The following is a 22,399-nucleotide window of genomic DNA, read 5'->3' as shown; positions in this document are numbered from 1 at the left end:
CCGCACCTAGCGTGCTACCGAATTCGATCGTCTCCACCAGAGGTACACGGGCAGACCGAGCATGACGCCGCCCAGGCCGATGACGCCCTGAAGCGGGTTGTTGTAGACGGTGTTCAGAACGATGACGGCCGCCGACAGAACAAAGAGAATCGGGGTGATCGGGTAGAACGGCACCTTGAACGGGCGCGGAGCGTCCGGTTCCCGGCGTCGGAAGACGATCACGCTGAGCCCGCCGAGTCCGTAGAAAATCCAGCCGATGAAGACGACATAGGTGAGCAGAATGCCGAAGGTGCCGCTCATGGCGAGTACGGCTCCCCATCCGGCAATGGCGATGATGGAATTCGCCGGAGTCCCGAACTGGGGGTGAACCTCGCCCAGCTTCTTGAAGAAGATGCCGTCCTTGGCCATGGCGTAGAAGACGCGCGACGCCGTCAGGATGATGGCATGCGCAGCGCTGATGATCGAGATCAGGACCGGAATCGCGATCAGGCGCGCCGCGGTGGGTCCGAAAGTGTTGCCGACCGCATCGGAGGCCACCGTGGTGGAGAGGGAGAGCTTCGTGGGGCCGAGCCCGGCGACGTATCCGACGTTGGTCAGCACATAGATCACGATGATCGCCAGGGTACCGAAGACCAGCCCGCGCGGAAAGTTGCGCTGCGGATCCTTGACCTCGCCGCCGATGAAGGTGGCGTATTGCCACCCTTCGTAGGCCCAGAGCACGCTGATCATGGCCAGCAGGCCGCCACTCAAGAGCGTGGCATTCCAGCTGGGCGGCATGGCCTCGGTTACCTCAGACAATCCGGTGCCGAACAACGGGAGGGCGACAATCAGGAAGACCAGCGCCAGCGCCTTGGCCGCGGTTGCCACCGTCAGGACAGTCGCGCTTTGCTTGGTGCCGCGGAGGTTGAGGAATGCGAGCGTGCCCAGCACGACCAGGGCAACGACCTTCTTGCCCACGCCCGAAAGGCCTGGGAAGAGGGCGGCCATATTGTCACCCGTCGCGACGGCCAGCGCGGCCAGCGAGCCACTTGCGATCACGACGAAGAGCGTCCATCCGTACATGAACGCCCAGACCGGCCCGAACGCATCGCGGATGTAGGCGTAGAGGCCGCCGGTGCCGGTGCGCGTGCAGCCCAGCTCGGCGTACGTCAGCGCACCGAGCAAGGTCAGAATGCCGCCCACAATCCACACCCCGATGGCCATGCCGACATAGCCGCCAGAGTTGGCCATGACGCCGCCCGGGGTGAGAAAGATGCCCGAGCCGATGATGGTGCCCATGGTGATGACGGCCACATCCTTGGCCGTCAGGGTCCGCTTGAGTTCGTCAGACATCGCCAGCTCCACGCGCAGATGAGGACGACGGCAGCCGTCGCCAGATGTAATAGACCGGGAACGCGAGCAGTGTGGCACCGATCCCGATCAGTCCCTTACGAGGATCCTGGACCACCGTATTCAACACGATGGCGAATCCCGCCAGCACGAACAGGAGCGGCGTGAACGGGTAGCCCGGAACCTTGAACGGGCGGGGCAGGTCGGGCTGCTTGCGGCGGAGCACCACGACCGCCAGTCCGACCAGCGAATAGAAGATCCAGCCAACGAAGACGACGTACTCGAGCAGCACATCGAAGGTACCGGATGCGGCGAGTGCCGCGGCCCAGACACCGGATGCAATCAGCGCAACCGCCGGCGTTCCCCAGCGCGGATGCACCGTGGCCATCCGCCGGAAGAAAATCCCGTCCCTGGCCATCGCATAGTAGACCCGGGAACTGGTCAGCGAGTTTGCCTGCGCAGCCGTCAGCATCGAGATGATGATCGGAATCGCAATCAGGGTCCCGGCCATCGGGCCGAGCAGCCGGCTGGTGGCGTCGATTGCCACGCGGTTCGACGCCATCAGGTCGGCAGGACCGAGCGCAGCCGTGTAGGCCAGGACCGCGGCGACGTAGATCAGCACCAGTGCCAGCGTGCCGAGGGCCAGACCCCTGGGAAAGTTTCGCTGCGGGTCGATCGTTTCTCCCGCGACGAAGGTCACGTACTGCCAACCCTCGTAGGCCCAAAGGACCGCAATGACCGCGAGCCCTGCCGCGGTCAGCAGACTGAAGTCGAAGCTGGCCGGCCAGACCCGGTCGACCTGCTCGAAGCCGTTCCCCAGCAGCGGCAGCGCCACGATCAGCACGACGATGGCGCCGACTTTGAGGACGGTGCCGATGCTGAAAATGGTTGCGCTGCGCGAGGTGCCCGTCGTGTTGATGGCGGTAATCAGCAGGGCGAGCACCACGGCTAGGATCTGCTGGGCCAGGTCGCCCATCGGAATCAGACCGGCAATGTAGGTCGCGGACGCGACCGCCAGGGCCGCAACCGTGCCCGAAGCGATCACGACGAAGAGGGTCCACCCGAATGCAAAGGCGACCGCCGGTCCGAAGGCCTCGCGGAGATAGACGTACAGGCCGCCGGCCTTCGGGTTGGCCGCCGCCAGCTCCGCATAGCTGAGCGCACCCATGAACGAGAGCAGGCCACCGAGGATCCAGACCGACGTGGCCACCCCGATGGTGCCACCGGAGGCTTCGAGGACACGTCCCGGCACCAGGAAGATTCCGGATCCGATCACCCCGCCCACGGTCAGCAGCGCGACCGTTTTCGCGGTGAACACACGTTTCAGTTCCGCCATTACCACCGCCCCCGATCGCCGACTCGTTCGATGACACGTCCCAGCCGGTCGGCTGCGTTGCGCCAGTTGATTTCCACCGCTTCCTTTGCTTTCTCCGCATTGCCAGCCGCAATGGCGTTGATGATCGCCTTGTGCTCCGCCGCCGAGGTGGCGATCTCGCCGGTCAGGTAGCTCACATACAGCCGCTCATAGCGTTCCGCCTGCGGCTTGACCGAGCTATGCAGCAACAGCAGCCGTGGCCCCCCAGCCACCTGTACGGTGAGGTTGTGGAACTGTTCGTCGAGGTCCCAGAGTCGATTGTGGTCGGGTCGGCTCGCCTGGGCTGCCTTCTTGAAATCGTTGTTGATCGCGGTCAGACTCTTGACCAGCGTCTGACGCTGCGCCGCCGGCAGCTCGGCCGCGCTGGCTGCGGCGAGCGCTTCCAGTTGTGCGACGATATTGAATAGCTCGTGGGCATCCTCACCCGTGAGCGGGGCGACCGTCGGCCGCGATTGACGCATCGCGGGCGAGTCGACGATGTAGCCCTCCTGCTGCAGCCGCTGCAGCGCACCCCGCACCGGAGTGCGGCTGACCCCGAAGCGACTGGCGATGTCCGTTTCGACGAGACGGCTCCCGGGGGCCAGCCGCCCCAGTACGATGAGTTCCCTCAGCTGTTCGTAGACTTGTTTCGGCCGCGGGGCGCGCCGGCTCGGACGGGTGGTGCTCCGTTTGCGGGGGGTCATTGGGTCGGCCCACCCCTGCGCCGCAGGGCGGCGCCAGACACAGTCGAATGGCTTGCTTCGATTGTCACGGCAACTCCGTCGAAACGGGTGTCAGGATACCGCCGGCGCAAGCCACGAGTGGCGCGTTGCGCACCGGCAGTGCATCGCTACGATAATGCCTCGTGGTCGCGGTAACGAACAATGTTCAGGAAAACGGCGGTCGCGGGACAGGAGACGCGACGCGAAACAGATTTGTATACAAACTTACGAGCAAGGTCGGCACTTGCGCCAGCCCCGAACGAAGCCAGTAGGGCCGATCGGCCCTATCAGAGTGCTTGACAATGCAGCCGGTTGCGCGGACCTTGTGCGCCACATCCTATGAACCGTCGCATCCTCACTGCCATTGGCGGTCTCTTGCTGCTCGGCTCCGCCGTCGCCGTAGCTGTCCGCGGAGCGGGGCCCCTCCCGCCGCTTGGCCCGCTGCTCGACCCGGCGCACGGGGTCTGGGCCACCGCGCGCGCCGCGCTGCCGCTCGGCGAGCGCACCATCCGATCCCGAATCTTTGAGGGCGAGGTCCAGGCCGTTGTCGACGGGCGCGGAGTGCCCCACATCTATGCAGACGACGAACTCGACGCGTATCGTGCGCTTGGGTACCTCGTCGCCCGCGACCGTCTGTTCCAGCTCGAACTCCAGACCCGGGCTGCCGCAGGCACACTGACCGAACTGGTCGGCGCGCGCGCGCTCCCCCTCGATCGCGAGTCTCGCAGGTTCGGTTTCAGTCGCCTCGTCGAGCGCCGCTTGGCCGCGGTCGACAGCCAGAGTGGGGCATTTCGCGCCATGACGGCGTATGCTGAAGGGGTCAATGCCTGGATCGGGTCGATGCGGCCGGGTGACGTTCCCCTCGAGTACCGTCTGCTGGGCAAGCAGCCGGCCCGATGGGACGCCCGCAACACCTACCTGCTGCTGGCCCGGATGGCGTTGATGCTTGCCTACAACGATCCGTCGATCGTGAAGGCGCGCGCGGCCGCGCGGGTCGGCTGGCAGGCTGCCGAGGCTTTGTTCCCGGTCGAGGCACCGATACAGGAGCCGATTCAGCCCAACCCCGGAGACACGACCCGGGTCAGGTTCGGACCGATTCCACCTCCAGGCCCCCCAGACTCCGCCGCGGGGGCGCTGCTCGCCGGCTTCGATGCCCTGCCGCGCTGGCTCGCCGGAACCCGTGCCAGCGCCGATGATGCCATTGGGAGTAACAACTGGGCGGTGGCTCCCTTCCGATCCGCCTCGGGGCGGACCCTGCTGGCGGGAGATCCCCACCTCGAGCTGTCGCTTCCTTCGATCTGGTATCAGGCCCACCTGGTCGTTCCCGGCCAGCTCGATGTGGCAGGGGTCACGCTACCCGGCGCGCCGTGGGTCATCATCGGCTTCAACCGCGACATCGCCTGGTCTTTCACTAACACGGGCGCCGACGTCAGCGACTTCTACCGGGAGACCGTCGACGACGCGGGCGTTCCAACCACCTATCAGCTGGACGGAACCTGGCACCCGCTCGAGCTCCGGGTCGAGACCTACCGATCGCCCTCCGGGGCTGTCCTGGCCATCGATACGGTTCGGTTCACCCATCGCGGCCCGCTCTGGCAGGTCGATGGCGGATGGCTCTCGATGGCCTGGACGGTCTACCGGTCCGAGATGAGCGGCGCGGAGTTTCAGGCGATCGAGCGGGTCCGATCGGTTCCGGAGTTTCTAGCGGCCACAGCCGGGTTCGCGGTACCTGCGCAAAATATGCTCGTCGCCGATCGCCACGGTTCCATTGCGATCCGATCGACCGGGACGTTCCCGATCCGGCCGTATTCGGGGCGGGGCGATGTGATTCGGGACGGCTCACAGTCAGCCGCGGATTGGACGGCCAATCTGCCTCTCGCCGAGTATCCCTTTGCCCAGGATCCGCCGCAGGGATTCCTCGCATCGGCAAACCAGCAACCGGTCGATCCTGCCGCCAACTCGCGGTATTTCGGCGCCCATTGGTACAGCCCCTGGCGTGCCATCCGGATCAACGATCTGCTGCGCGCGGAGCCCGCCGTGACGGCCGATGTGATGCGACGGTGGCAGGTGGACCCCGGCAGTGCCCGAGCCGATGCCTTCATGCCGCACCTGCTCGGAGCCGGGCTATCGGCTGCCCGGCTTGCCGGGGCCCCCGACAAGGCGCGGGATGCCCGTGCGCTGCTGGCGGCATGGGACCGACGCTACACCCTGACGAGTACCGGTGCGGTGTTGTTCGAAGCGGTCATGGCCGAGCTGGCGCGGCGGACCTGGGACGAACTCGCCGGGCCAGATAGCGCCGTTCGGTTGCCGAATGAGGCGCCTCCCCGGCCGGCCGATGCGCTGCTGTTTGGTCTTCTCGGTCAGCCGCAGAACAGCTGGTGGGACGACCGGCGCACCGAGGCGACCATCGAGACGCGGGACGACATCGTCGAGATGGCGCTGGCCGCGGGCCTCGACTCTGTCATCGCAAGGCATGGTCCGCCCGGCGAGTCGTGGCAGTGGAACAAGGTGCATAGCGCCAATGTCCACCACCTCCTGCGCATCCCCGCGCTGTCGGCCTTGGGGCTGAGCGTGAGCGGTGGTCCGAGCACCTTGAGCCCCACCAGCGGGCGCGGAACCTTCGGGGCCAGTTGGCGTATGGTGGTGGAACTCGGCGCTGAGGTGCGCGCTTGGGGTATCTACCCCGGCGGCCAGTCGGGCAATCCCGTTAGCCGGCATTACCGGGACCAGCTCCCCGCCTGGCTGACGGGGCAACTGGACTCCCTGGTCGTGCCGGCGTCGGTAGACGAGTTTCCTGCCGGTACCCCGAGCCGCCTGACTTTCACGGGGGCCAGCCGATGATGGTGTTCTTCTGGCTGCTGGTAACGGCCAACGCGGCGGGATTTGGGACGCTCGCCGTGGGATGGTGGGCGCTTGCAGTCGTGGCCGTTGTGGCGGGGTTCGCGGCTCCGGAGCGGGCTCGACCGCTCGTGGCGGTACCGCTCGGTGCGCTACTCGGGTGGGGGATCCTGCTGTTTCGGAGTGCGCGGGTCGACAACTTCTCGGGGTTGACCGACCTGCTCAATCAGCTGCTGCCGGTGCCCAGTCTGGTCCTCGCCGCCCTGACGCTGCTGCTCAGTGTTGTGCTCGGCATGGGTGGCGCGATGGTCGGGGCGGCCCTGCGCAAGGTGCCGCCCCGGACCTAGCAGCTTGTTAGCGGCGCGTCGTAACGAGGATTGCCCCGCCGCCGTAATCGGTTCCATACTTCGTACTGGCGTTGGTGCCGCTCAGGTAGCGAATCTCCATGATCGAAATGGCGCTGATCTGGCGGAGCGTCTCGACATCGCCGTGCGGACTTCCATCGAGCACGACCCGCGGCCGTGGGGTCGCATTGGCCGATGAGCCGCTCATCATGGTGGTGGCGCCGCGGGTCCGGAGGAACGTGGGCCGAAGGCGCTGTACGATTTCCATTCCGTTCGAAACCTGATTGCGTACGTCGTCGATCTCGTCCATCGTGATGACATCAGGATTCCGCTTCGGTTTCTTCTCTTGCTTGGCTTTCTCGGGTTGGTCTTGTGCCACGGCCGGAGCCGCCGCCACCGATGCGGTCAAGGCGGTGAGAACGAGGAGCGCGGCAAGTCTTGCCATGGGAAACCTCCAAGGTCGAGACTGACAAGGTCGAGACTGAAAAACAGGCATCAGGCCTTGGGAACGAAAAAGAGGCCCGTCACCTTATTCTCGCTGTTATAGGCGATTTGCGCAACGAGTTCGGCGTGCTCGAATGTCAGGGGCACCAGAACCACGCGGATCGCTCCCTGTTCGACCACGGTTGGTGTTCCAGCTGCGCTGAAGGCGCCGACTTGTGTGGTCAATTGTTTCCAGGCATCAGCCAGCTTGGCAGCGGGCAGCTGAACCGCCATGGTCGAGTCCCAGGTGGCCGTCGCCTGCTCAAACTCGCCGGCGCGGAGATGACTGACCACCCGCTTGGCTCGCTCGATCACGTCGGGGTCCTGCCGGACAGCAGAGCCAGCGGGCCCGGACGCCGCGGCGCTCGAGAGCGAGGCGGGTGGAACCGCCGCGCCGATCCCGATGATGAGCGCGGCTGCAAGGATCGAAATATTCATAACGGCTCCGGCAAAGAAGGATCTGACTCTGACAACTCGTTCCCGCGGGCTCGCCCGCGTCCTGCCTGCGCCAGCGCCTGCTTGAGGGCATACTCGATCTGCCCGTTCAGGCTGCGGAACTCATCCGCTGCCCAGCGCTGCAAGCTTTCGTGCAGCGCCGGGTCGATGCGGATCAGAACCGACTTGCGTTCCGCCACGAGTCGACGGTCAGCTGTACAGCGTGCCGGTGTTGACGACGGGTTGGGTAGCCCGTTCGCCGCACAGCACGACCAGCAGGTTCGACACCATCGCGGCCTTGCGTTCGTCATCGAGATTGATGACGCCCCGCGCCGAGAGCATTTCCAGGGCGCTCTCGACCATCCCGACCGCACCCTCGACGATCTTGTAGCGCGCCGCCACGATCGCGGCCGCTTGTTGCCGCTGGAGCATGGCCTGGGCGATCTCCGGGGCATACGCCAGGTGGCTGATGCGGGTTTCGAGCACATGCACCCCAGCTTTTTCGAGCCGCTCCTGCACGTGTGTCTCGAGCAGCTTGGCCACCTCGGCGGGACTGCCACTCAGCGATGCCTCATCGCTATGGGAGTCGTACGGGTACGAGGAGGCCAGCTGCCGCAGGGCCGCTTCACTCTGAACCCGGACGAAGTTCTCGTAGTCGTCGACCTCGAACAGGGCGTGCGCCGTCTCAACGACCTGCCAGACGACCACCGCCCCGATTTCGATCGGGTTGGAGTGGCTGTCGTTCACTTTGAGCTTGGCGGTCTCGAAGTTCCGAACCCGAAGCGACAGCTTGTGTTTGACGGCAAAGGGATTGGTGTACCAGATCCCGGCGGTCTTACTGGACCCGGTGTAGCGGCCAAACAGCGTCAGGACTCTGGCCTCGTTCGGGTTGACCACGAAGATGCCACCTAGGAGAACCAGCGTAACCAGCGCGCCAATGACGGCCACGACCACGAGCGGTATGTTCGCCCTGGTGACTCCCGACACGAATGCCCAGGCGGCTCCGCCGAGGGCGGCCAGCAACAGGACCAGCATGAGGAGTCCGGAAGGAAGTCGCACTTCGCGTTCTTGGAACGTCGCCATTTCGGGGGTCCGGTTAGGGTGATACCGATATGATATCACTTTGCTATCCAGCGGTCAACCACGCCGTTTTCCAACGTTTGGGGCCGTGGGGTAGTCCAATTCGTCCGAACACCTCGACGAGAACCCTTGTTTGGCCGCTGCCGCTTTGCCCGTTGAGCCTGCGTTGTCGCTGCATCCTGCAGTGAAGGAAACCGACGATGTCGCGTTGGCCGCGCGCGGGGACGCCGCGGCGTTCGAGCGGCTGTACCACGCGCATGTGGCACGCGTCAATGCGCTGGCGCGGTGGCTGGTCGACCCGGCCGAGGTGGAGGATGCCGTGCAGGACGTCTTTATCCGGGTCTGGCAGAAGATCGGCACCTTTGCCGGGCAGAGCGCCTTCGGGACCTGGCTCCACCGTGTCGCGGTCAACGCCATGCTCCGACGCCGACAGGTTGCCGGGCGTCACCGGTCCCGCCACACGGCCGACGACCTGGTGCTCGACTCGATTGCCGCGCCGGTTCACCATCCGGACCTTCGGGTGGCCATCGAACGCGCCGTGGATGCGCTGCCGGCTGGGGCGCGGGAAATCTTCGTCCTCCATGACATGGAGGGATTCAAGCATGACGAGATTGCTTCGCTGCTCGGGATCGACCCGGGCACGTCGCGATCGCAGCTGCACCGGGCGCGGATGATGTTGCGCCGTGTCCTGGCGGCGTGAGTGGGAGGGCAACGATGAGCGAACCGCTGCATTCGGAATGGACCGATCTGCTGTCGGGGTATCTCGACGAGGAGCTCGATCCTGTCACCCGGCGTCGGGTTGCCGACCATCTGGCGGCGTGCGCCACCTGCCGGGAGGTGCTGGCCGATCTCGAGGAGATCGTCGTGGCCGCGCCGCACTACCGCGGCCGTGTTCCCGAGCGGGACCTCTGGACCGGGATCGCGAGCGCCATCGAAGCAGACCGGGTACGTCCGCTTCCGGTTGGTCGGCGCTGGCTGAGTGGCTCCGCCCGTCGCCTGCTGGCCGCCGGCATCACGCTGGCCGTGCTGGGCGGCGGCGGGGGGTACTGGCTGGCGCAGCAGAGTCGGGCGGGTGCCGCCCTGCCAGTGGCCGAGCTGCCGATAGCCGGGCAGGCCATCCCGGCCGGCTTCGACAGCGAAGCCTATGATCGCGCGGTCGCTGAGCTTGAGGAGGTACTGGCCGCCAATCGGAATCGTCTCGATACCGCGACCGTGCGAGTCGTCGAGGAAAGCCTGCGGACCATCGATGACGCCATTGCCGACGCACGCCTGGCAATCCAACGCGACAGCGCCAACGCGTATCTCAATGGTCAGATTGCGGCGCACCTGCGGAAGAAAGTGACGGTCCTCCGGCTGGCCGCCCGGGCCCTCGGTTCGGAAACTTAAGGACGGTATGGTGTGATGATTCCATTGACGATGGTGCTTCTGTCGACGCTCGCGGCGCAGCAACCGCGCTTCGATACCGATACGACGGTCGCGGTGCCGCAAGGTGCGCGGTTACGGCTGCAGAACCAGAACGGCGATATCCTGATTCGCACCTGGAACCGCCAGGAAATGCGAATTCAGGCAATGCACGCCGCACGGGCGCGCGTCGAGGTCGACGTTCGGGGCCAGATGGTCGACGTCCGGGTCCGAGACCGCCTGGGAATGCCGCGCGCCGTGGACTATGAGTTGACCGTGCCGGCCTCGATGGCGCTCGATGTGGGCGGAATGAGCGCCGAGATCTCGATCGACGGGATCCGGGCGCCGGTCAAGGCCAATACGCTCGAGGGCAACATCACCCTGCGAGGCGGGACGGAGTCGATCAGTCTGACGGCGTTATCGGGGCGAATCGAGGTGTCGGGAGCACGGGGTCGGCTCGAGGTGCGAGCGGTTTCGAACGATGTGGCGATTGCCGATGTGGAAGGAGACGTGATCGCGGAGAGCGTCAGCGGCAACATCGATATGCGGAACGTCGTGTCGCGGTCGGTCGATGCGCAGGTCGTGAGTGGCAACGTTGTCTTCCAGGGGCCGATCGACGATCGCGGCACCTATACGATGGTGTCCCACAGCGGCAACGTCACCCTGGCGCTGCCCGACAACGCCAACGCCACGATCGCCGCATCAGTCTCGAGCGGAACGGTGCGATCGAGTTTCTCGATGTCGAGCGAGCGTCAGAGCCGTCGTCTGACCCGGTATCGGCTCGGGTCCGGTACCGCATCGATCGACGTCGAGACCTTCAGCGGCAACGTCCGCATCCTGCGGACTGCCGAACTCGAATCACCGCGACCTTCCCGAAGGGACCGGGGCCGAGACCGGGATCGGGGACGGCCGGATCGGGATGAACACAGCCTCGAGGCCGGGATTTCTGCAGCAATCATGTCGAGTATCGACAACGGGAGGGATGAGCCATGAAAGTCGTCGTTGCGTTGGTCACGATCGGCGCTGCCTGGGGCGCAGCGGGCCTCGAGGCGCAGGACTTCAAGTTCGACCGCAATCTGGCGGAGGGACAGCGGTTTGCACTGCGGAATATCGTGGGCGACGTTCGGGTCGAAGGGACCAGCGGCCGAACGGTCCAGGTCGAAGCGGTCAAGCGCGAGGGTCGCTACGGCAACGCGGACGACGTCGAGATTCGGGCGGTCGAGATCGACGGTGGCGTGGCCATCTGCGTCTACTACCCCGGGCAGTACTCGCGCAGTGACCGGCGTCGGAACGACCGCGACGACCGCGAGGACCGCGACGACCGGGACAACAGGCGCAATCGCAACCGCGACAACAACGTCTGCCACCGTGACGGTCGCTGGAGCAGCAACGAGCGCAACGACACGCGGGTGGACTTTGTCATCAAGGTGCCGACCGGCCTCCGCCTCGACCTCAAGACGGTCTCCGGCGATGTCTGGGGCCGCAACCTCCGCGGCAGCATCGACCTTGCGACCGTCTCGGGCCACCTGGAACTGATTGACGCTACGGCTGACGTGCTCGAGGCCTCCTCGGTCAGCGGCAGCGTGGACCTCGAGGGGATCAGCGCTCGCGAGGTGAGCGCCGAAACCGTGAGCGGGAATGTCAACTACGCCGGATCGATCGAGGGAAGGGGCAGCTACGATTTCAAAACACTGAGCGGGAACGTGTTGCTGACGTTGCCGAAACAGCCTGACGCTCGCGTCTCGGCGAACACGTTCAGTGGTCGGGTGCGCTCCGAGTTTCCGCTTGAGCAGGATACCCGGCGTCGGCGGAACCGCGCCAGCGGGACCTGGGGCAATGGCGGCGCGCAGCTCGATCTGGAATCGTTTTCCGGCAACATCACGATCCGCACCACCCGCTAATTCCCTCTATCGTCGCTTCGGTCGCCCGGTGCAACGGGCGGCCGGGGCGTTCCGGGGCTGCCCTGCTCACGCCGTGAGCGAGCGCCAGCCGTGCATAGAACAGTCAGTGCGGCGTGATGAGCGCCTTGAGGACCGTTTGCTGTTCGACGGCGTGGAGCGCCTCGCCGGCTCGGGTCAGGTCATAACGGGCCGACACCATCTCGGCCCAGGGAACCCGGTCCTGGAACCGCGCCGCGATGGCCACGGCACGGTGGAAGTGTGAGAAGTCGGATCCCCAGCAGCCGCGGATCTCGACATGCTTGCGATTGATCTGCCCATGTGGATTGATCTCGACCGGGCCATGATCGGTATACTGTCCGACCACCACGACGCGGCCTCCGTCCCGCACGAGGTCGAGTGCCTGGGGCACGGCTTCAGGCCGTCCCGCGGCTTCGATCACGACGTCGACGCCGCGCCCGCCGGTCAGGGCTCGGACCGCCTCGGTCCGTTCCTCGGAACTCTGCGAGAGGCTCAAGGTATCGGTTGCGCCCATCCTCCGGGCAAACGCGAGTCGATCGTCCGGCGCGCCGATGGCAATCACGGTGCCGGCGCCGGAAAGCGCAGCGAGCGCAATGGCCGATTGCCCCACCGGTCCCACGCCCAGCACGGCAACACTCTGCCCCAGTCGAAGCTCAGCGCGATCGAGCGCGTGGATCGAGGTGGTCAGGCCGCAGCCGCCGCCGATGAAGGTCTCGGGCGCCAGGGCGCCGGGGAGCCGAATCATCTTGACGCCGGGCTTGATCCAGAGGTTGTCGGCCCAGCCGCCTAACGGTCCGTCCTTGGCGCCGTAAGTGATCCCGTAGACTTTGCGATGCGGGCATCGGGTCGTCTGCTTCGCCACGAGGCACTGATAGCACGCGTTGCAGGTTTCGTGGACATCGAGAAAGGTCACCACGTCGCCTTCGCGGAAAGGAATCCCGTCGAGGTCGGCGATGGGGCCCCCCAGTTCCACGATCCGACCGACCGAGACGTGACCGGGAATCAGGGGGTAAGGCACCCCGGCCAGGCGTCCATGGTGCAGATGGACATCGGTGCCGCAGACTTCGGAATACAGCGTCTCGAGGAGGGCCGCTCCCGGTTCGAGCTCGGGAATCGCGATCTCGGTCAGTTCGACCGCATGGTCAGGAGCGGGAATGATGGCAGCACGGCAGGAGCGCGACATCGTCAGCTTGCCAGCAGTTCGATGGTGACGCCGTGTGCCTGGCTGTCGGGAATCATCACCGAACGCCGGCCAAAGGCGGTGTGGGGCACGGATTGATCGTCGAGCCAGCGCCGTGCGGCCCCAAGATCCCGCACCGCGACCGTCAAACCGATGCCGCGGGCTTGGCCGAACGCCGAGGCAGGTTGGCCGAGCCGATGCGCCGCATACACTGGTGAGACAATCCAGATTCGGGTGCCCAGCAGGTCGAGCGCAATCCCGCCGGGGTGGGGGTGAACGCTGGCGCGGCCCAGCAGCCGATCGTAGGCCGGAGTGACTGCCGCCGGATCGGGGTGCACGATGGTCAGGGCCACGAGTTCCGTTGCCGCGTTGGCGTGACGCTGCCACTCCGGTCGCCAGACCAGCTCGGGTGTATGGTGCTGGCAAACGAAGCCGGGCAGGGCAGGCGTCGCCTCGGCCGGCAGCTGGGTGATCGTGAACCGGGCCTCGACCACCGCTCCGTCGAGCCGGACCGGACGGCTGAAGTCGAGCAGGTCTGAGGCCGCGATACCGCGGGCTCGTAGGGTGGCTTGGGTATGGGCCGCGTCTCGGGAGCCGTAGGCGATGCTCGCGAGCTGCTCGCCAGCTGCCAGTGTTTCCCGCCAGCGCCGATTTTCTTCCCGCGGCTCGACCACGGTCAGCAGCTCGAGGTAGGTTCGCCCCAGCATGACCGTGTGGTTGGCGGTTCCGAGTTTGGGGTGGCCACCACGCGCGGTGAGGGTAAAACCGAGCCGGCGGTAGGTCGCCGCTGCCCGATCGAGGTCCCGGACGGCGTGAACGGCATGGTCGAAATGGAGCATCGGATTCGTAGTCTCGAGTTGCGGTCAATCTATCCCGGACGATCGAGCCTTGATACCATGGGCGCGCCCGCCGAGCTTTGGGCAACCGTTCGGAGGAGGTTGTGTGATGCCGGAATTAGCCAATCCCCACAAGATTCAGCACCGGATGACCACGACGGCCCTGGTGCTCGAGGGCTACCGGGTGGTCGAAACGCTCGGCGTGGTGCTGGGTGTAACCGTCCGATCGCGGTCGATCGTCGGCTTTACGCTTGCCTCGTTTGAAACGATTCGGGGCGGTCGGATCAAGCGCTTTGTCGAGCTCTGTGAGCGGACTCGAGCCGAAGCCTTCGAGTTGATGCTCGAGCATGCCGAGCAGCACGGAGCCAACGCCGTTCTGGCCGTGCGCTACGATGCGACCGAGGTGATGCACGGCGTCACGGAAGTGCTCTGCTACGGCACGGCGGTGCTGGTCGAACCAGCGTAGGTGACGCATTCGTTTGCTCCGGGTCCGGGCCATTCCGGTACTCGTGGGCGGGGGCGGGCACGATATCATCGACGCGTCCCCGAGCCTGGAGTGCGTTGGTGTTGTCACGGATTCGGTCGGCCGCCGTTCTCGGTATCGACGCCTACCCGGTCGAGGTGGAAGTGGACCTTGCACCGGGCTTGCCTTCCTTCACGACGGTCGGGTTGCCGCACGGCGCGGTCAAGGAGGGCCGTGAGCGGGTGGCTGCCGCAATCGTCAACTCGGGTTTCGAAGTACCCCTCAAGCGCATCATCGCGAATCTGGCCCCGGCGGACGTTCCCAAAGCGGGCTCTGCCTTCGACCTGCCCATCGCGGTCGGCATTCTTGCTGCCAGCGGCCAGATCAAGCCGATAGACCTTGCCGGGGGCCTCTGCTTCGGCGAACTCGGCCTCGAGGGCGACCTGCGCCCGCTGCGAGGCACCCTGTCGCTCGTCTCGTGCGCAAAGCAGGTTGGCGCGGAGTGGATCGTTCTTCCGGAGCCGAACCAGCGCGAAGGCGCCCTGGTCGATGGCGTCCGGATTCTCGGTGCTCGGACCTTGCGCGACGTCGTTGCGCACCTGGAGGGACGATCGGAGCCGATACCCCGCTCGGACGAACCGCAAAGCGTCGTGACTCGGCCCGTCGACGAGGCCGACTTTGCTGAGGTTCGCGGACAGCGCGCTGCGAAGCGGGCCCTGGAAGTGGCGGCTGCGGGGGGCCACAACCTCCTCATGGTTGGCCCGCCAGGTAGCGGGAAGACGATGCTGGCGCGCCGCCTGCCGAGTCTGCTTCCCTCGCTCGATGCTGAGGAGGCCCTGGAAGTCACCAAGATCCACAGCGTGGCGGGCCTGCTGCCGGCTTGGGGCGGCCTCGTTACGGCGCGTCCCTTTCGCGCTCCTCATCACACTGTCAGTGATGCCGGCATGTCAGGCGGTGGCCAGCATCCTCGACCTGGTGAGGTGAGTCTGGCCCACCACGGCGTGCTGTTTCTGGACGAGCTGCTCGAGTTCAGACGTAACGTGCTCGAGGTCCTGCGTCAGCCGCTCGAAGACGGCCATGTCACACTTTCTCGCGCAGCGGTCAGTGTGAACTATCCTGCCCGGTTCATGCTGGCGGCCGCGATGAACCCGTGCCCCTGCGGGTTCCTCGATGATCCGGTCAAGGCCTGTCTCTGCTCGCCCGATCGGATCCGATCCTACCGAGCCAGGCTCTCGGGACCTCTGTACGACCGGATCGACTTTCATGTCTCCGTTCCTGCGCTGGCCTGGCAGGACCTTGCAGACCCCGCGCCCGTCGAGTCGAGTGCAGCCGTCCGCGCGAGGGTGGACGCAGCCCGGCTGCGTCAGCGAGCCCGATTGCGGGGTAGGCGAGGGGCGCGCACCAATGCGTACTTGCAGGCGCGCGACATCGATCGCTGGTGCCGGCCCGATGCGGAGGGGCGGCGCTTGCTCGAGGCGGCCATGCATCGATTGGGGTGGTCGGCTCGGGCCTACGCACGAGTGCTCAAAGTGGCCCGCACCGTGGCCGACCTCGAAGCAGCCGACGTCATCCGCGCACCGCACGTAGCGGAGGCGGTGCAATATCGGATTCTCGATCGATCGCGCCGGCCGGACGCCTAACGATCGGTCAGGTCGACTGCCAGACGTAGTCGGTACTGGTCCGGCCCGATCGAGCCGGCCACGGTGCGGAGCGGCAGCAAGTCGAGGAGCCGGATTCGATAGCCGTCCTCGGCCCAGGCCGTCGGGAGCGGATTGTTTACCAGAATGGGTTCCGCAGGGCCGCCGCCAAAGATCTCGAGTTCGATGCCTGCCTGTCCCTCGGTAACACACAGGGCATCGATCGGGCAGCGGGAATCGGCCACCACGCGGCGGAAGCCGATGATCAGCGGCGTACCGGCAACGCGAACGCTCTGATTCGGGGCCAGCTCGAACTCCTGTCCGAGTGCGACTTCCTGCGAGTCAGTGCCCAGGCAGCCGCTCAGGGCCAGCGTCAGGGTGAGGAGGAGGGTCAGCAACTTCATGGCCTGCAATATCCTTCGCGAACGAAAACGGGTGCTCGCACTCGAGGTACGGTTCTCTTTCAGTACGTAATCGGTGACCGGGATGGTTCAGGATTGCGTAGCTGCAACGACCGTACCACCGGTGGAGCCGCCTAAGTCGCTGTCACTGCAGGGCGTTAGGCCGAGGCTGTGTTGTTCCGACACGCCGTCCCGACACAGGCCTGGGGGCAGCCAGAGCCTAACGGGGGAGGGTGGTCAGGTCTCTCCTGGAAACGCAGCCCGCATCCGTTCGATGATGGCGAGTTCGAGGTTCCCAGTTGTGGCACAGGCAACCCGATCATTGCGCCCGCCCGGAACGTCGACCGCATCAGCGGTGATTTCCAAATTGATCTGGGACTTGTCGGGGCCGCCAGCCGCGATCCGACTGTGAAAGTTCAGGTAGACGTACCAGGTGTCAGCGTTAGGCCCGGTCAGCCCCTGGCCGCACGAGAAGTAGCGGGACAACGTCGTCTTGCCCAGTCTGCGAACCAGGCGATGTCGGACCATGGCAATCTGTCGTGGTGCGGTCTGGTCGTCTTTGATCTTGAGGCCCAGGTCATCCAGTGTCTTGAGCAGGACCCGATGAACCGAGTCTGCCGGGCCGGCGACGGCACCGCTGGTTCGACCGAGGTCACGATTGAAGTTGAAATTGCCCCACTCGGTTCGGGCCGACTCCTGAGCCTGAGCCGCCAAGGTGCCAGCGGTCAACAGGGTGGCCGCAGTTGCGATCAGTCCTCGCATCGGTGATAACTCCTCGGTGTCGGTCAACAGGTCGGGGTGCCATCAGTGCGACCCGCAGCTACTCGGCAGACCCTGATAGATTTGCACCCGTCTTACCAACGGGGATTGCCGTGGATCCGATTTGTCACACTCTCGCCGGTGCCGTACTGGCGCAGACTCGCCTTCGATCGCTGACGACTCGCGCCACTTTGACGTTGGTCCTTGCGGCCAACATTCCGGACATCGACATCATCGCGGCGTTCATGGGCCGCAACCTGGAGCTCCGGCGCGGCCTGACCCACGGGATACCCGCACTGATCGTCTGGCCGTTCATCGTCGCCGCCTTGATCTTACTCTACGACCGCTGGCGATCCAAACCCGGCGAGACCCGGGCCTCCTATCGCGGCCTCGTGATTCTCGCAGCCATCGGAACGGCCTCGCACCCGCTGCTGGATTTCCTGAACAGCTATGGCATGCGCTGGCTGATGCCGATGGTGGATCGCTGGTACTACGGTGATACGCTCTTCATCATCGATATCTGGATGTACCTCATCCTTGGCGTGGGCCTGGTGCTCGCTGTGCGGGCCCGTCGCCGAGGTCTGGCCGATTCGGCGCGGCCGGCCCACTGGGCGGTTGCGGCGGCGACCCTCTACGTCGCGCTGATGGCCGGGACGACCTGGCTCGGCCGACGAGCCGCCGGTGCCGAACTCGGTGAGGCGAAGCACCTGATGGTGGCAGCGGTGCCGGTCAATCCGTTCGTGAAGCAGCTCGTGGCCGACTATGGCGATCGGCTGATCGTGGGAACTGTACGGTTGCTGCCCACGCCGACGGTTCGACAGGAGCGGGAAGTGATGCGCGATGCACTATTCCCGGTCGCGATCCTCGCTGCGTCTCGGACCCGCGAGGGGCGGGCTTTTCTCGGGTGGGCCCGGTTTCCAGCGTCCGTGGCGCTTGGTCGCGACGATCTCGTGCGGATCTACGACCTGCGATACTCGGACGGCAGCGAGCCCTCGTGGGCCAGTGTCACCGTGCAGTGGAGTCTCGGGGGCCGATAGCCGCGACCAGACGGCCGAGCGCGGCGTGCGCCTGTCGGGCGGCGCGCTCGGCGGCGGCTCTCGAGGTCCAGGCGAATTGGACCTGCCCACCAAGAGGTACCTGCGCAAAGCGACCCAGGTCGGCGCCGATCACCGCGGCGACCTTGGGGTAGCCGCCAACGGTCGGCCCGTCGTGCAGAATCACGATCGGGTTGCCGTCGTCAGGCACTTGGATTGCGCCGAGGCAGGTGCCCTCCGAGGGCAAGGTGGCGCGGGTTCGCGGGTGAATCGTCGGCCCGGCAAGCCGTGACCCCATCCGGTCAGACTGGGGCAGAATTCGATACGGTGCGGAGACGAGGGCGGCGACGGCCCGCTCGTCGAACAGATGGTCGTGTCCTGCGCCCGTGATGCGGATCGGCGTCTCGGTCGGTGCGGCGATCGAATCTGCTGCCGTACCGGCTGGAGGTGCCGGGCTCGGCTCGCCCACGGGAAGCACGTCGCCGGGGCGGAGTCCCCGCCCGTGCCAGCCCCCCAGCCCGGTGGGCAGGTAGGTGGCTCGGCTTCCCAGCTGTTCCGGAACGGCCATTCCCCCCGAAATCGCGAGGTAGCCGAACCGGGTCTGCGGACCTGGCCCGAGGCGGAACCGGCTTCCCGCCGGGAGGGCGACGGTGGTTGCTGGCGGTAAGATCTGGTCTCCGCTCCGCCATTCGCCGACGGATCCCGTGGCAGCGACGAGAACCGAGTGGCTCGTCTCGATCTCGATCGGACCGAGCGTCAACTCGATCCCGGCGGTCGTCACGGGGTTGCCCACCAAGGCATTCGCGATGCAGAGCGCGGCGCGGTCCACGGCGCCCGACGGCGGGAGACCGATCGCCCGCTGAGAGGCCCAGCCGAGGTCCTGAATCGTGGCCAGTCCCGAGACGCTGCGAATCGTGAGGATCATCCGCCACTCGCCTCGAATCGGACCCGATCGCCCACGGTCAGCAGGGCGGGGGGCTGACGGTCGGGGTCGAAGAGCCGAAGCGAGGTGGTGCCGATGATCAGCCAGCCGCCTGGCGTTTCGGCCGGATACACCCCAGTCTGTGCCCCGGCAATGGCCACGGAGCCTGCGGGGACCCTGCTTCTCGGCGTCGCTCTCCGCGGCAGGACAAGGCAAGGGTCGAGCGGCTCGAGGTAGGCAAACCCTGGCACGAACCCAAGCAGCGCAACCTGATACTCCGGCGCGGTGTGTCGGTCGATGACCTCTGCGACTGTGATGCCGGCGGCTCGGGCAACCTCATCGAGATCCATACCATCGTACTGAACCGGAATGACAACGGTTCGCCCGACTCGTTCGGTTGGTGTTGGCGGCGCCAGCGTGAGCAGGGGAAGGATCCGATCCCGCAGCTCTTCGAAGGAGGTTTGGGCCGGGTCGAAGTGTACGGTCAGCGAGACGTACCCGGGGACCAGCTCGATCACACCGGCAAGTTTCCCGGCCTCGAGGACGGAGGCATGATGACGCACCACACGATCGAGTCCCGGCTGCAGTCGAGCACCGTACCGGATCACGATTCCCGCGTCGCCGTGCGGAGCGAGACGCGGTCTCATCAGGTCGCGAATGGCGCGACCTCGATACCCAGAATGTCGAGTCGCTCCCGGATGGCGCCGAGCACAGCGACAGCTGCGGAGCCGTCGCCGTGGACGCAGAGCGAGTCCGGCCGAACGATCCGGCGGGTGCCGTCGGTGGCAATCACATATCGATCGGTGATCATCCGCACTGCGCGTTCGACCATGGCGGGGATCTCGACCAGGATCGCACCGGGCTGGTCACGCGGCACCAGGCGCCCGTCGGATCGGTAGGCGCGATCGACGAACGCTTCGCGCGCTACTGCAACCCCCTCCGCTTCCGCCGTGGCCAGCATCGTGGTGCCGTCGAGCCCCAGCAGGATGAGATCGGGGTCGACGCTTCGGATGGCCCGTGCCACCGCGCGCGCGGTGGCCTCGTCTCGGGCGGCGCGGTTGTAGAGCGCACCGTGTGGTTTGACGTAGCGGAGTCGGGCGCCGTAGGCCGTACAGAAGGCGGCAAGGGCGCCGATCTGATAGATCAGGTAGGCCTCGATCTCATCCGTCGTGGCGTCGAGGTCGCGGCGACCGAATCCCTGCAGGTCAGGGTACCCAGGATGCGCACCAATCGTGACACGGCGTGCCGTCGCGCGCGACACCGTTTCCCGCATCACGACGGCGTCGCCCGCGTGGAATCCGCAGGCCACATTGGCAGAGGTCACCAGACTCAGTAACTCGGTGTCGGCTGTCAGTCGATAGCGGCCGAATCCTTCACCCAGATCCGCGTTGAGGTCGATCGTGCTCACATCGAGTCGGGCGGCGCAGGCGTCGGCGGGACGATCCGGAACGCGAAGTTCTGCTGGACCCACTGACGCACCGGCCGGTTGGCCTGGATCGCTGGCCGGAAGGACATCAGCGCGAGCGCGTTGCGCACCGAGTTGGTGAACTCGGGGTGGCTCGACTGAATCACCCGAATCGACAGGCTGTCGACCCGACCGGTGGAGTCGACCACGTAGTTCACGAACGTGGTACCCTCGACATTCTTGGCCAGGAGCTCGGCGGGATAGACCGGCGCCGCGCTGCGCGGATCGCGCACCACGGTCGAGTCGACTTCGATCTCGGTCAGCGCGGTCTCCTCTTCGAGGAGCGCGCCCGGCGGCAGGTCGGTTGGAAGCGGGTTGAGCAGATCGCCGGGCGGACCCAGCGCAATGGTCTCCTCTGGCTCGGCGTGTGCGAGCGGCTCTTCGGTTGCCCCCGAATGCTCGACCAGGCCGGACCAGTCGACCCCGCCGCCTCCGGCCGCCCCAGCCGGGCGATCCGGCGGTACGAAGAAAGTGACGATTTGATCGAACGGGCTCGTCTCGGTCGACACATCGTTCTGCGGCAGAAGAAGCGGAGAGACGATCAGTGCGTGGAGCACAAAGCTCGCCGTCGCGCCCATGTCCCAGGGACGCCCGGACGGCGGAAGCACACGAAAGTCAGCCATGGACGGAGTCCTCAGCGTCAACACTATGTAATCTATCCTGACGGGGGCAAGGGGGACCGGGTTTCGCGCACCGTGTTTCCGACAAATAATTTTATTTGACAAATAAAAATAATATGACTAGTCTTGTCGAATGCTGCGCGATCCTGCTGCTCAACTGATCACTGCTTATCCGATTCTCCATCACGCCTTGCGACAGCGCGAGCAGGTCGGGCAGGGCGGGGAGCGGGTCAGTGCGCATCAGGCCACCGTTCTGGCGCACCTCGACGCGGAAGCGGGGCAAACCCTCACCGAACTCGCCAACGCCCTCGGCGTGGCCCTCCCGACGATGTCGCTGCTGATGGATCGATTGGTGCGGGCCGGGATGGTGCGCCGTGAGCGGGATCCTGCCGACGGGCGCCGGGTGGCGCTGCGGCTGACAGAAGCCGGGGTGTCGATCGTCGCGGCTCAGTCGATGCTCGATCCCGCCCGGGTGCGGGCGCTGCTCGCGACCCTGTCGGCTCGCGAGCGGGAAGCCGGTGTCGAAGGACTCCTTACCCTGGCGCGAGCCGCCCGCCGCATGGCGGATGGGGCGGCCGGGTCATCGTCTTCCAAGCGAGGTGGTGCATGAATCGTCGTCAACGGCGTCGGCGCAGCCAGGTCGTGCGCGCCCTGGCGCTGCTGCCGTTGCTGATGACCGGGGCCCTCTGGGCTGTCGGGTCGCGACTCCCGGTTCGCCACGCCGAAGAGTCGGTTGCCTGGATTCCGGCGTCGCCTGAATCGGTCTGGCTGGTTCTGACGGATCTGGACGGCATGCCGGCCTGGCGTCGTGATCTGGCCAGCGTCGAGCGGCTCCCCAACGGAGCAGGCGCCGGCCTGATTCGTTGGCGGGAGGTCAGTGCTGCCGGCCGGCAGACCGCGATGGAGCGGTTGGAGGCGCTGCCTCCCGAGCGCCTGGTGGTCCGGCCCGCCGGGGTGGCAGACTCGACCCGGCGCTGGATCTATCGCCTGACTCCGAAGGATCGGGGTACCGAGGTGGTGGTGCGCGACGAGCGTGATGTTGCCAACCCGGTCCGCCGAGTTCTGGTGGGTGTCTTGGGGGCCGATCGGTCGACGATTGACGGTATGGCTGAGGATCTCGAGCGGCGCCTCGTGGGGCGAGCGGGGCAACTGGCTGCGCGGGGCCTCTGACGCCGAT

At 66.1% G+C, this 22,399-nt stretch carries 26 protein-coding genes; 11 read left to right on the top strand and 15 right to left on the bottom strand.

Going from position 1 to position 22,399, the window contains the following annotated elements; translation table 11 throughout:
• Nucleotides 1-6: 6 nt before the first annotated feature.
• The 3 genes from KF785_10765 to KF785_10755 are packed head-to-tail and all read right to left on the bottom strand — an operon-like array spanning nucleotide 7 to nucleotide 3,387.
• Nucleotides 7-1,332, bottom strand: a complete 1,326-nt coding sequence (locus KF785_10765) for an amino acid permease (protein ID MBX3147239.1) — start codon at nucleotides 1,330-1,332, stop codon at nucleotides 7-9.
• Nucleotides 1,325-2,665, bottom strand: a complete 1,341-nt coding sequence (locus KF785_10760; GenBank protein MBX3147238.1) for an amino acid permease — start codon at nucleotides 2,663-2,665, stop codon at nucleotides 1,325-1,327. The genes KF785_10765 and KF785_10760 overlap by 8 nt, the downstream gene beginning before the upstream one ends.
• A complete protein-coding gene (locus KF785_10755; GenBank protein MBX3147237.1) occupies nucleotides 2,665-3,387 on the bottom strand; it encodes a GntR family transcriptional regulator in 723 nt (240 codons plus the stop codon). The genes KF785_10760 and KF785_10755 overlap by 1 nt, the downstream gene beginning before the upstream one ends.
• A 357-nt stretch (nucleotides 3,388-3,744) precedes the next feature.
• On the opposite strand from KF785_10755, the gene KF785_10750 reads away from it, so the two are divergent.
• The gene (locus KF785_10750) at nucleotides 3,745-6,246 is read left to right on the top strand and encodes a penicillin acylase family protein (GenBank protein ID MBX3147236.1); all 2,502 of its coding nucleotides are present in this window, start codon (nucleotides 3,745-3,747) and stop codon (nucleotides 6,244-6,246) included.
• Complete coding sequence (locus KF785_10745) at nucleotides 6,243-6,590, top strand: hypothetical protein (GenBank protein MBX3147235.1); 348 nt, start codon at nucleotides 6,243-6,245, stop codon at nucleotides 6,588-6,590. The genes KF785_10750 and KF785_10745 overlap by 4 nt, the downstream gene beginning before the upstream one ends.
• A gap of 7 nt (nucleotides 6,591-6,597) precedes the next feature.
• On the opposite strand, the gene KF785_10740 is transcribed toward KF785_10745, so the two are convergent.
• From KF785_10740 to KF785_10725, 4 genes are read right to left on the bottom strand one after another with little or no spacing between them, the layout of a single operon-like run.
• Nucleotides 6,598-7,032, bottom strand: a complete 435-nt coding sequence (locus tag KF785_10740; GenBank protein ID MBX3147234.1) for a hypothetical protein — start codon at nucleotides 7,030-7,032, stop codon at nucleotides 6,598-6,600.
• Between the two features lie 50 nt (nucleotides 7,033-7,082).
• Nucleotides 7,083-7,508, bottom strand: coding sequence for a DUF3887 domain-containing protein (locus KF785_10735; GenBank protein MBX3147233.1), 426 nt, complete (start codon nucleotides 7,506-7,508; stop codon nucleotides 7,083-7,085).
• Nucleotides 7,505-7,705, bottom strand: coding sequence for a hypothetical protein (locus KF785_10730; GenBank protein ID MBX3147232.1), 201 nt, complete (start codon nucleotides 7,703-7,705; stop codon nucleotides 7,505-7,507). The genes KF785_10735 and KF785_10730 overlap by 4 nt, the downstream gene beginning before the upstream one ends.
• 10 nt (nucleotides 7,706-7,715) lie before the next feature.
• Nucleotides 7,716-8,588, bottom strand: coding sequence for an SPFH domain-containing protein (locus KF785_10725; protein ID MBX3147231.1), 873 nt, complete (start codon nucleotides 8,586-8,588; stop codon nucleotides 7,716-7,718).
• 163 nt (nucleotides 8,589-8,751) lie between these two features.
• On the opposite strand from KF785_10725, the gene KF785_10720 reads away from it, so the two are divergent.
• The 4 genes from KF785_10720 to KF785_10705 are packed head-to-tail and all read left to right on the top strand — an operon-like array spanning nucleotide 8,752 to nucleotide 11,887.
• A complete protein-coding gene (locus KF785_10720) occupies nucleotides 8,752-9,285 on the top strand; it encodes an RNA polymerase sigma factor (protein ID MBX3147230.1) in 534 nt (177 codons plus the stop codon).
• Between the two features lie 14 nt (nucleotides 9,286-9,299).
• The gene (locus tag KF785_10715) at nucleotides 9,300-9,971 is read left to right on the top strand and encodes a zf-HC2 domain-containing protein (protein MBX3147229.1); all 672 of its coding nucleotides are present in this window, start codon (nucleotides 9,300-9,302) and stop codon (nucleotides 9,969-9,971) included.
• Between the two features lie 12 nt (nucleotides 9,972-9,983).
• The gene (locus tag KF785_10710) at nucleotides 9,984-10,979 is read left to right on the top strand and encodes a DUF4097 family beta strand repeat protein (GenBank protein MBX3147228.1); all 996 of its coding nucleotides are present in this window, start codon (nucleotides 9,984-9,986) and stop codon (nucleotides 10,977-10,979) included.
• Nucleotides 10,976-11,887 (top strand): DUF4097 family beta strand repeat protein, encoded by a 912-nt coding sequence (locus KF785_10705; GenBank protein ID MBX3147227.1) that lies wholly within the window; start codon nucleotides 10,976-10,978, stop codon nucleotides 11,885-11,887. The genes KF785_10710 and KF785_10705 overlap by 4 nt, the downstream gene beginning before the upstream one ends.
• A 103-nt stretch (nucleotides 11,888-11,990) precedes the next feature.
• Here the strand turns inward: KF785_10705 and KF785_10700 are convergent, their stop codons facing one another.
• Nucleotides 11,991-13,088 carry a zinc-binding dehydrogenase gene (locus tag KF785_10700; protein ID MBX3147226.1) on the bottom strand — a complete coding sequence of 366 codons (1,098 nt, stop codon included), beginning with the start codon at nucleotides 13,086-13,088 and terminating at the stop codon, nucleotides 11,991-11,993.
• Between the two features lie 2 nt (nucleotides 13,089-13,090).
• Nucleotides 13,091-13,924, bottom strand: coding sequence for a VOC family protein (locus KF785_10695; GenBank protein MBX3147225.1), 834 nt, complete (start codon nucleotides 13,922-13,924; stop codon nucleotides 13,091-13,093).
• A gap of 145 nt (nucleotides 13,925-14,069) precedes the next feature.
• On the opposite strand from KF785_10695, the gene KF785_10690 reads away from it, so the two are divergent.
• Both KF785_10690 and KF785_10685 read left to right on the top strand, forming a co-directional pair.
• Nucleotides 14,070-14,387: a heavy metal-binding domain-containing protein gene (locus tag KF785_10690; GenBank protein ID MBX3147224.1), complete on the top strand. Its 318-nt coding sequence runs from the start codon at nucleotides 14,070-14,072 to the stop codon at nucleotides 14,385-14,387.
• A 98-nt stretch (nucleotides 14,388-14,485) separates the two neighbouring features.
• Nucleotides 14,486-16,024 carry a YifB family Mg chelatase-like AAA ATPase gene (locus KF785_10685; protein MBX3147223.1) on the top strand — a complete coding sequence of 513 codons (1,539 nt, stop codon included), beginning with the start codon at nucleotides 14,486-14,488 and terminating at the stop codon, nucleotides 16,022-16,024.
• On the opposite strand, the gene KF785_10680 is transcribed toward KF785_10685, so the two are convergent.
• Together KF785_10680 and KF785_10675 are read right to left on the bottom strand one after the other, a co-directional pair.
• Nucleotides 16,021-16,425, bottom strand: coding sequence for a hypothetical protein (locus KF785_10680; GenBank protein MBX3147222.1), 405 nt, complete (start codon nucleotides 16,423-16,425; stop codon nucleotides 16,021-16,023). The genes KF785_10685 and KF785_10680 overlap by 4 nt on opposite strands.
• Before the next feature lie 234 nt (nucleotides 16,426-16,659).
• A complete protein-coding gene (locus KF785_10675; GenBank protein ID MBX3147221.1) occupies nucleotides 16,660-17,184 on the bottom strand; it encodes a hypothetical protein in 525 nt (174 codons plus the stop codon).
• Between the two features lie 110 nt (nucleotides 17,185-17,294).
• Between KF785_10675 and KF785_10670 the strand changes: the two genes are divergently transcribed.
• Entirely contained in the window at nucleotides 17,295-18,218 is a 924-nt protein-coding gene (locus tag KF785_10670; protein MBX3147220.1) for a metal-dependent hydrolase, read from the top strand.
• On the opposite strand, the gene KF785_10665 is transcribed toward KF785_10670, so the two are convergent.
• From KF785_10665 to KF785_10650, 4 genes are read right to left on the bottom strand one after another with little or no spacing between them, the layout of a single operon-like run.
• Nucleotides 18,187-19,140: a biotin-dependent carboxyltransferase family protein gene (locus KF785_10665; protein MBX3147219.1), complete on the bottom strand. Its 954-nt coding sequence runs from the start codon at nucleotides 19,138-19,140 to the stop codon at nucleotides 18,187-18,189. The two genes, KF785_10670 and KF785_10665, sit on opposite strands and share 32 nt — an antisense overlap.
• Complete coding sequence (gene pxpB / locus KF785_10660; GenBank protein MBX3147218.1) at nucleotides 19,137-19,784, bottom strand: 5-oxoprolinase subunit PxpB; 648 nt, start codon at nucleotides 19,782-19,784, stop codon at nucleotides 19,137-19,139. Before pxpB ends, KF785_10665 begins: the two co-directional genes overlap by 4 nt.
• Nucleotides 19,784-20,545, bottom strand: coding sequence for a LamB/YcsF family protein (locus tag KF785_10655; GenBank protein ID MBX3147217.1), 762 nt, complete (start codon nucleotides 20,543-20,545; stop codon nucleotides 19,784-19,786). The genes pxpB and KF785_10655 overlap by 1 nt, the downstream gene beginning before the upstream one ends.
• Entirely contained in the window at nucleotides 20,542-21,225 is a 684-nt protein-coding gene (locus KF785_10650; GenBank protein MBX3147216.1) for an energy transducer TonB, read from the bottom strand. Before KF785_10650 ends, KF785_10655 begins: the two co-directional genes overlap by 4 nt.
• Before the next feature lie 130 nt (nucleotides 21,226-21,355).
• Between KF785_10650 and KF785_10645 the strand changes: the two genes are divergently transcribed.
• Both KF785_10645 and KF785_10640 read left to right on the top strand, forming a co-directional pair.
• Nucleotides 21,356-21,832 (top strand): MarR family transcriptional regulator, encoded by a 477-nt coding sequence (locus KF785_10645; protein ID MBX3147215.1) that lies wholly within the window; start codon nucleotides 21,356-21,358, stop codon nucleotides 21,830-21,832.
• Nucleotides 21,829-22,392 carry an SRPBCC family protein gene (locus tag KF785_10640; GenBank protein ID MBX3147214.1) on the top strand — a complete coding sequence of 188 codons (564 nt, stop codon included), beginning with the start codon at nucleotides 21,829-21,831 and terminating at the stop codon, nucleotides 22,390-22,392. The genes KF785_10645 and KF785_10640 overlap by 4 nt, the downstream gene beginning before the upstream one ends.
• Nucleotides 22,393-22,399 lie beyond the last annotated feature (7 nt).

Source organism: Gemmatimonadales bacterium (assembly GCA_019637315.1).
Classification (GTDB): Bacteria; Gemmatimonadota; Gemmatimonadetes; order Gemmatimonadales; family GWC2-71-9; genus SHZU01.
This window is presented reverse-complemented; position numbering and strand designations above follow the sequence as displayed.

Bases quoted from the DNA above. Each gene is read 5' to 3' on its own strand.
- KF785_10745 (MBX3147235.1), top strand. From the start codon at position 6,243: ATGATGGTGTTCTTCTGGCTGCTGGTAACGGCCAACGCGGCGGGATTT.
- KF785_10675 (MBX3147221.1), bottom strand. From the start codon at position 17,184: ATGCGAGGACTGATCGCAACTGCGGCCACCCTGTTGACCGCTGGCACC.
- KF785_10740 (MBX3147234.1), bottom strand. From the start codon at position 7,032: ATGGCAAGACTTGCCGCGCTCCTCGTTCTCACCGCCTTGACCGCATCG.
- KF785_10645 (MBX3147215.1), top strand. From the start codon at position 21,356: ATGCTGCGCGATCCTGCTGCTCAACTGATCACTGCTTATCCGATTCTC.
- KF785_10755 (MBX3147237.1), bottom strand. From the start codon at position 3,387: ATGACCCCCCGCAAACGGAGCACCACCCGTCCGAGCCGGCGCGCCCCG.
- KF785_10700 (MBX3147226.1), bottom strand. From the start codon at position 13,088: ATGTCGCGCTCCTGCCGTGCTGCCATCATTCCCGCTCCTGACCATGCG.
- KF785_10665 (MBX3147219.1), bottom strand. From the start codon at position 19,140: ATGATCCTCACGATTCGCAGCGTCTCGGGACTGGCCACGATTCAGGAC.
- KF785_10760 (MBX3147238.1), bottom strand. From the start codon at position 2,665: ATGGCGGAACTGAAACGTGTGTTCACCGCGAAAACGGTCGCGCTGCTG.
- KF785_10725 (MBX3147231.1), bottom strand. From the start codon at position 8,588: ATGGCGACGTTCCAAGAACGCGAAGTGCGACTTCCTTCCGGACTCCTC.
- KF785_10705 (MBX3147227.1), top strand. From the start codon at position 10,976: ATGAAAGTCGTCGTTGCGTTGGTCACGATCGGCGCTGCCTGGGGCGCA.
- KF785_10695 (MBX3147225.1), bottom strand. From the start codon at position 13,924: ATGCTCCATTTCGACCATGCCGTTCACGCCGTCCGGGACCTCGATCGG.
- KF785_10690 (MBX3147224.1), top strand. From the start codon at position 14,070: ATGACCACGACGGCCCTGGTGCTCGAGGGCTACCGGGTGGTCGAAACG.
- KF785_10715 (MBX3147229.1), top strand. From the start codon at position 9,300: ATGAGCGAACCGCTGCATTCGGAATGGACCGATCTGCTGTCGGGGTAT.
- KF785_10750 (MBX3147236.1), top strand. From the start codon at position 3,745: ATGAACCGTCGCATCCTCACTGCCATTGGCGGTCTCTTGCTGCTCGGC.
- KF785_10735 (MBX3147233.1), bottom strand. From the start codon at position 7,508: ATGAATATTTCGATCCTTGCAGCCGCGCTCATCATCGGGATCGGCGCG.
- KF785_10680 (MBX3147222.1), bottom strand. From the start codon at position 16,425: ATGAAGTTGCTGACCCTCCTCCTCACCCTGACGCTGGCCCTGAGCGGC.
- pxpB (MBX3147218.1), bottom strand. From the start codon at position 19,784: ATGAGACCGCGTCTCGCTCCGCACGGCGACGCGGGAATCGTGATCCGG.
- KF785_10640 (MBX3147214.1), top strand. From the start codon at position 21,829: ATGAATCGTCGTCAACGGCGTCGGCGCAGCCAGGTCGTGCGCGCCCTG.
- KF785_10765 (MBX3147239.1), bottom strand. From the start codon at position 1,332: ATGTCTGACGAACTCAAGCGGACCCTGACGGCCAAGGATGTGGCCGTC.
- KF785_10650 (MBX3147216.1), bottom strand. From the start codon at position 21,225: ATGGCTGACTTTCGTGTGCTTCCGCCGTCCGGGCGTCCCTGGGACATG.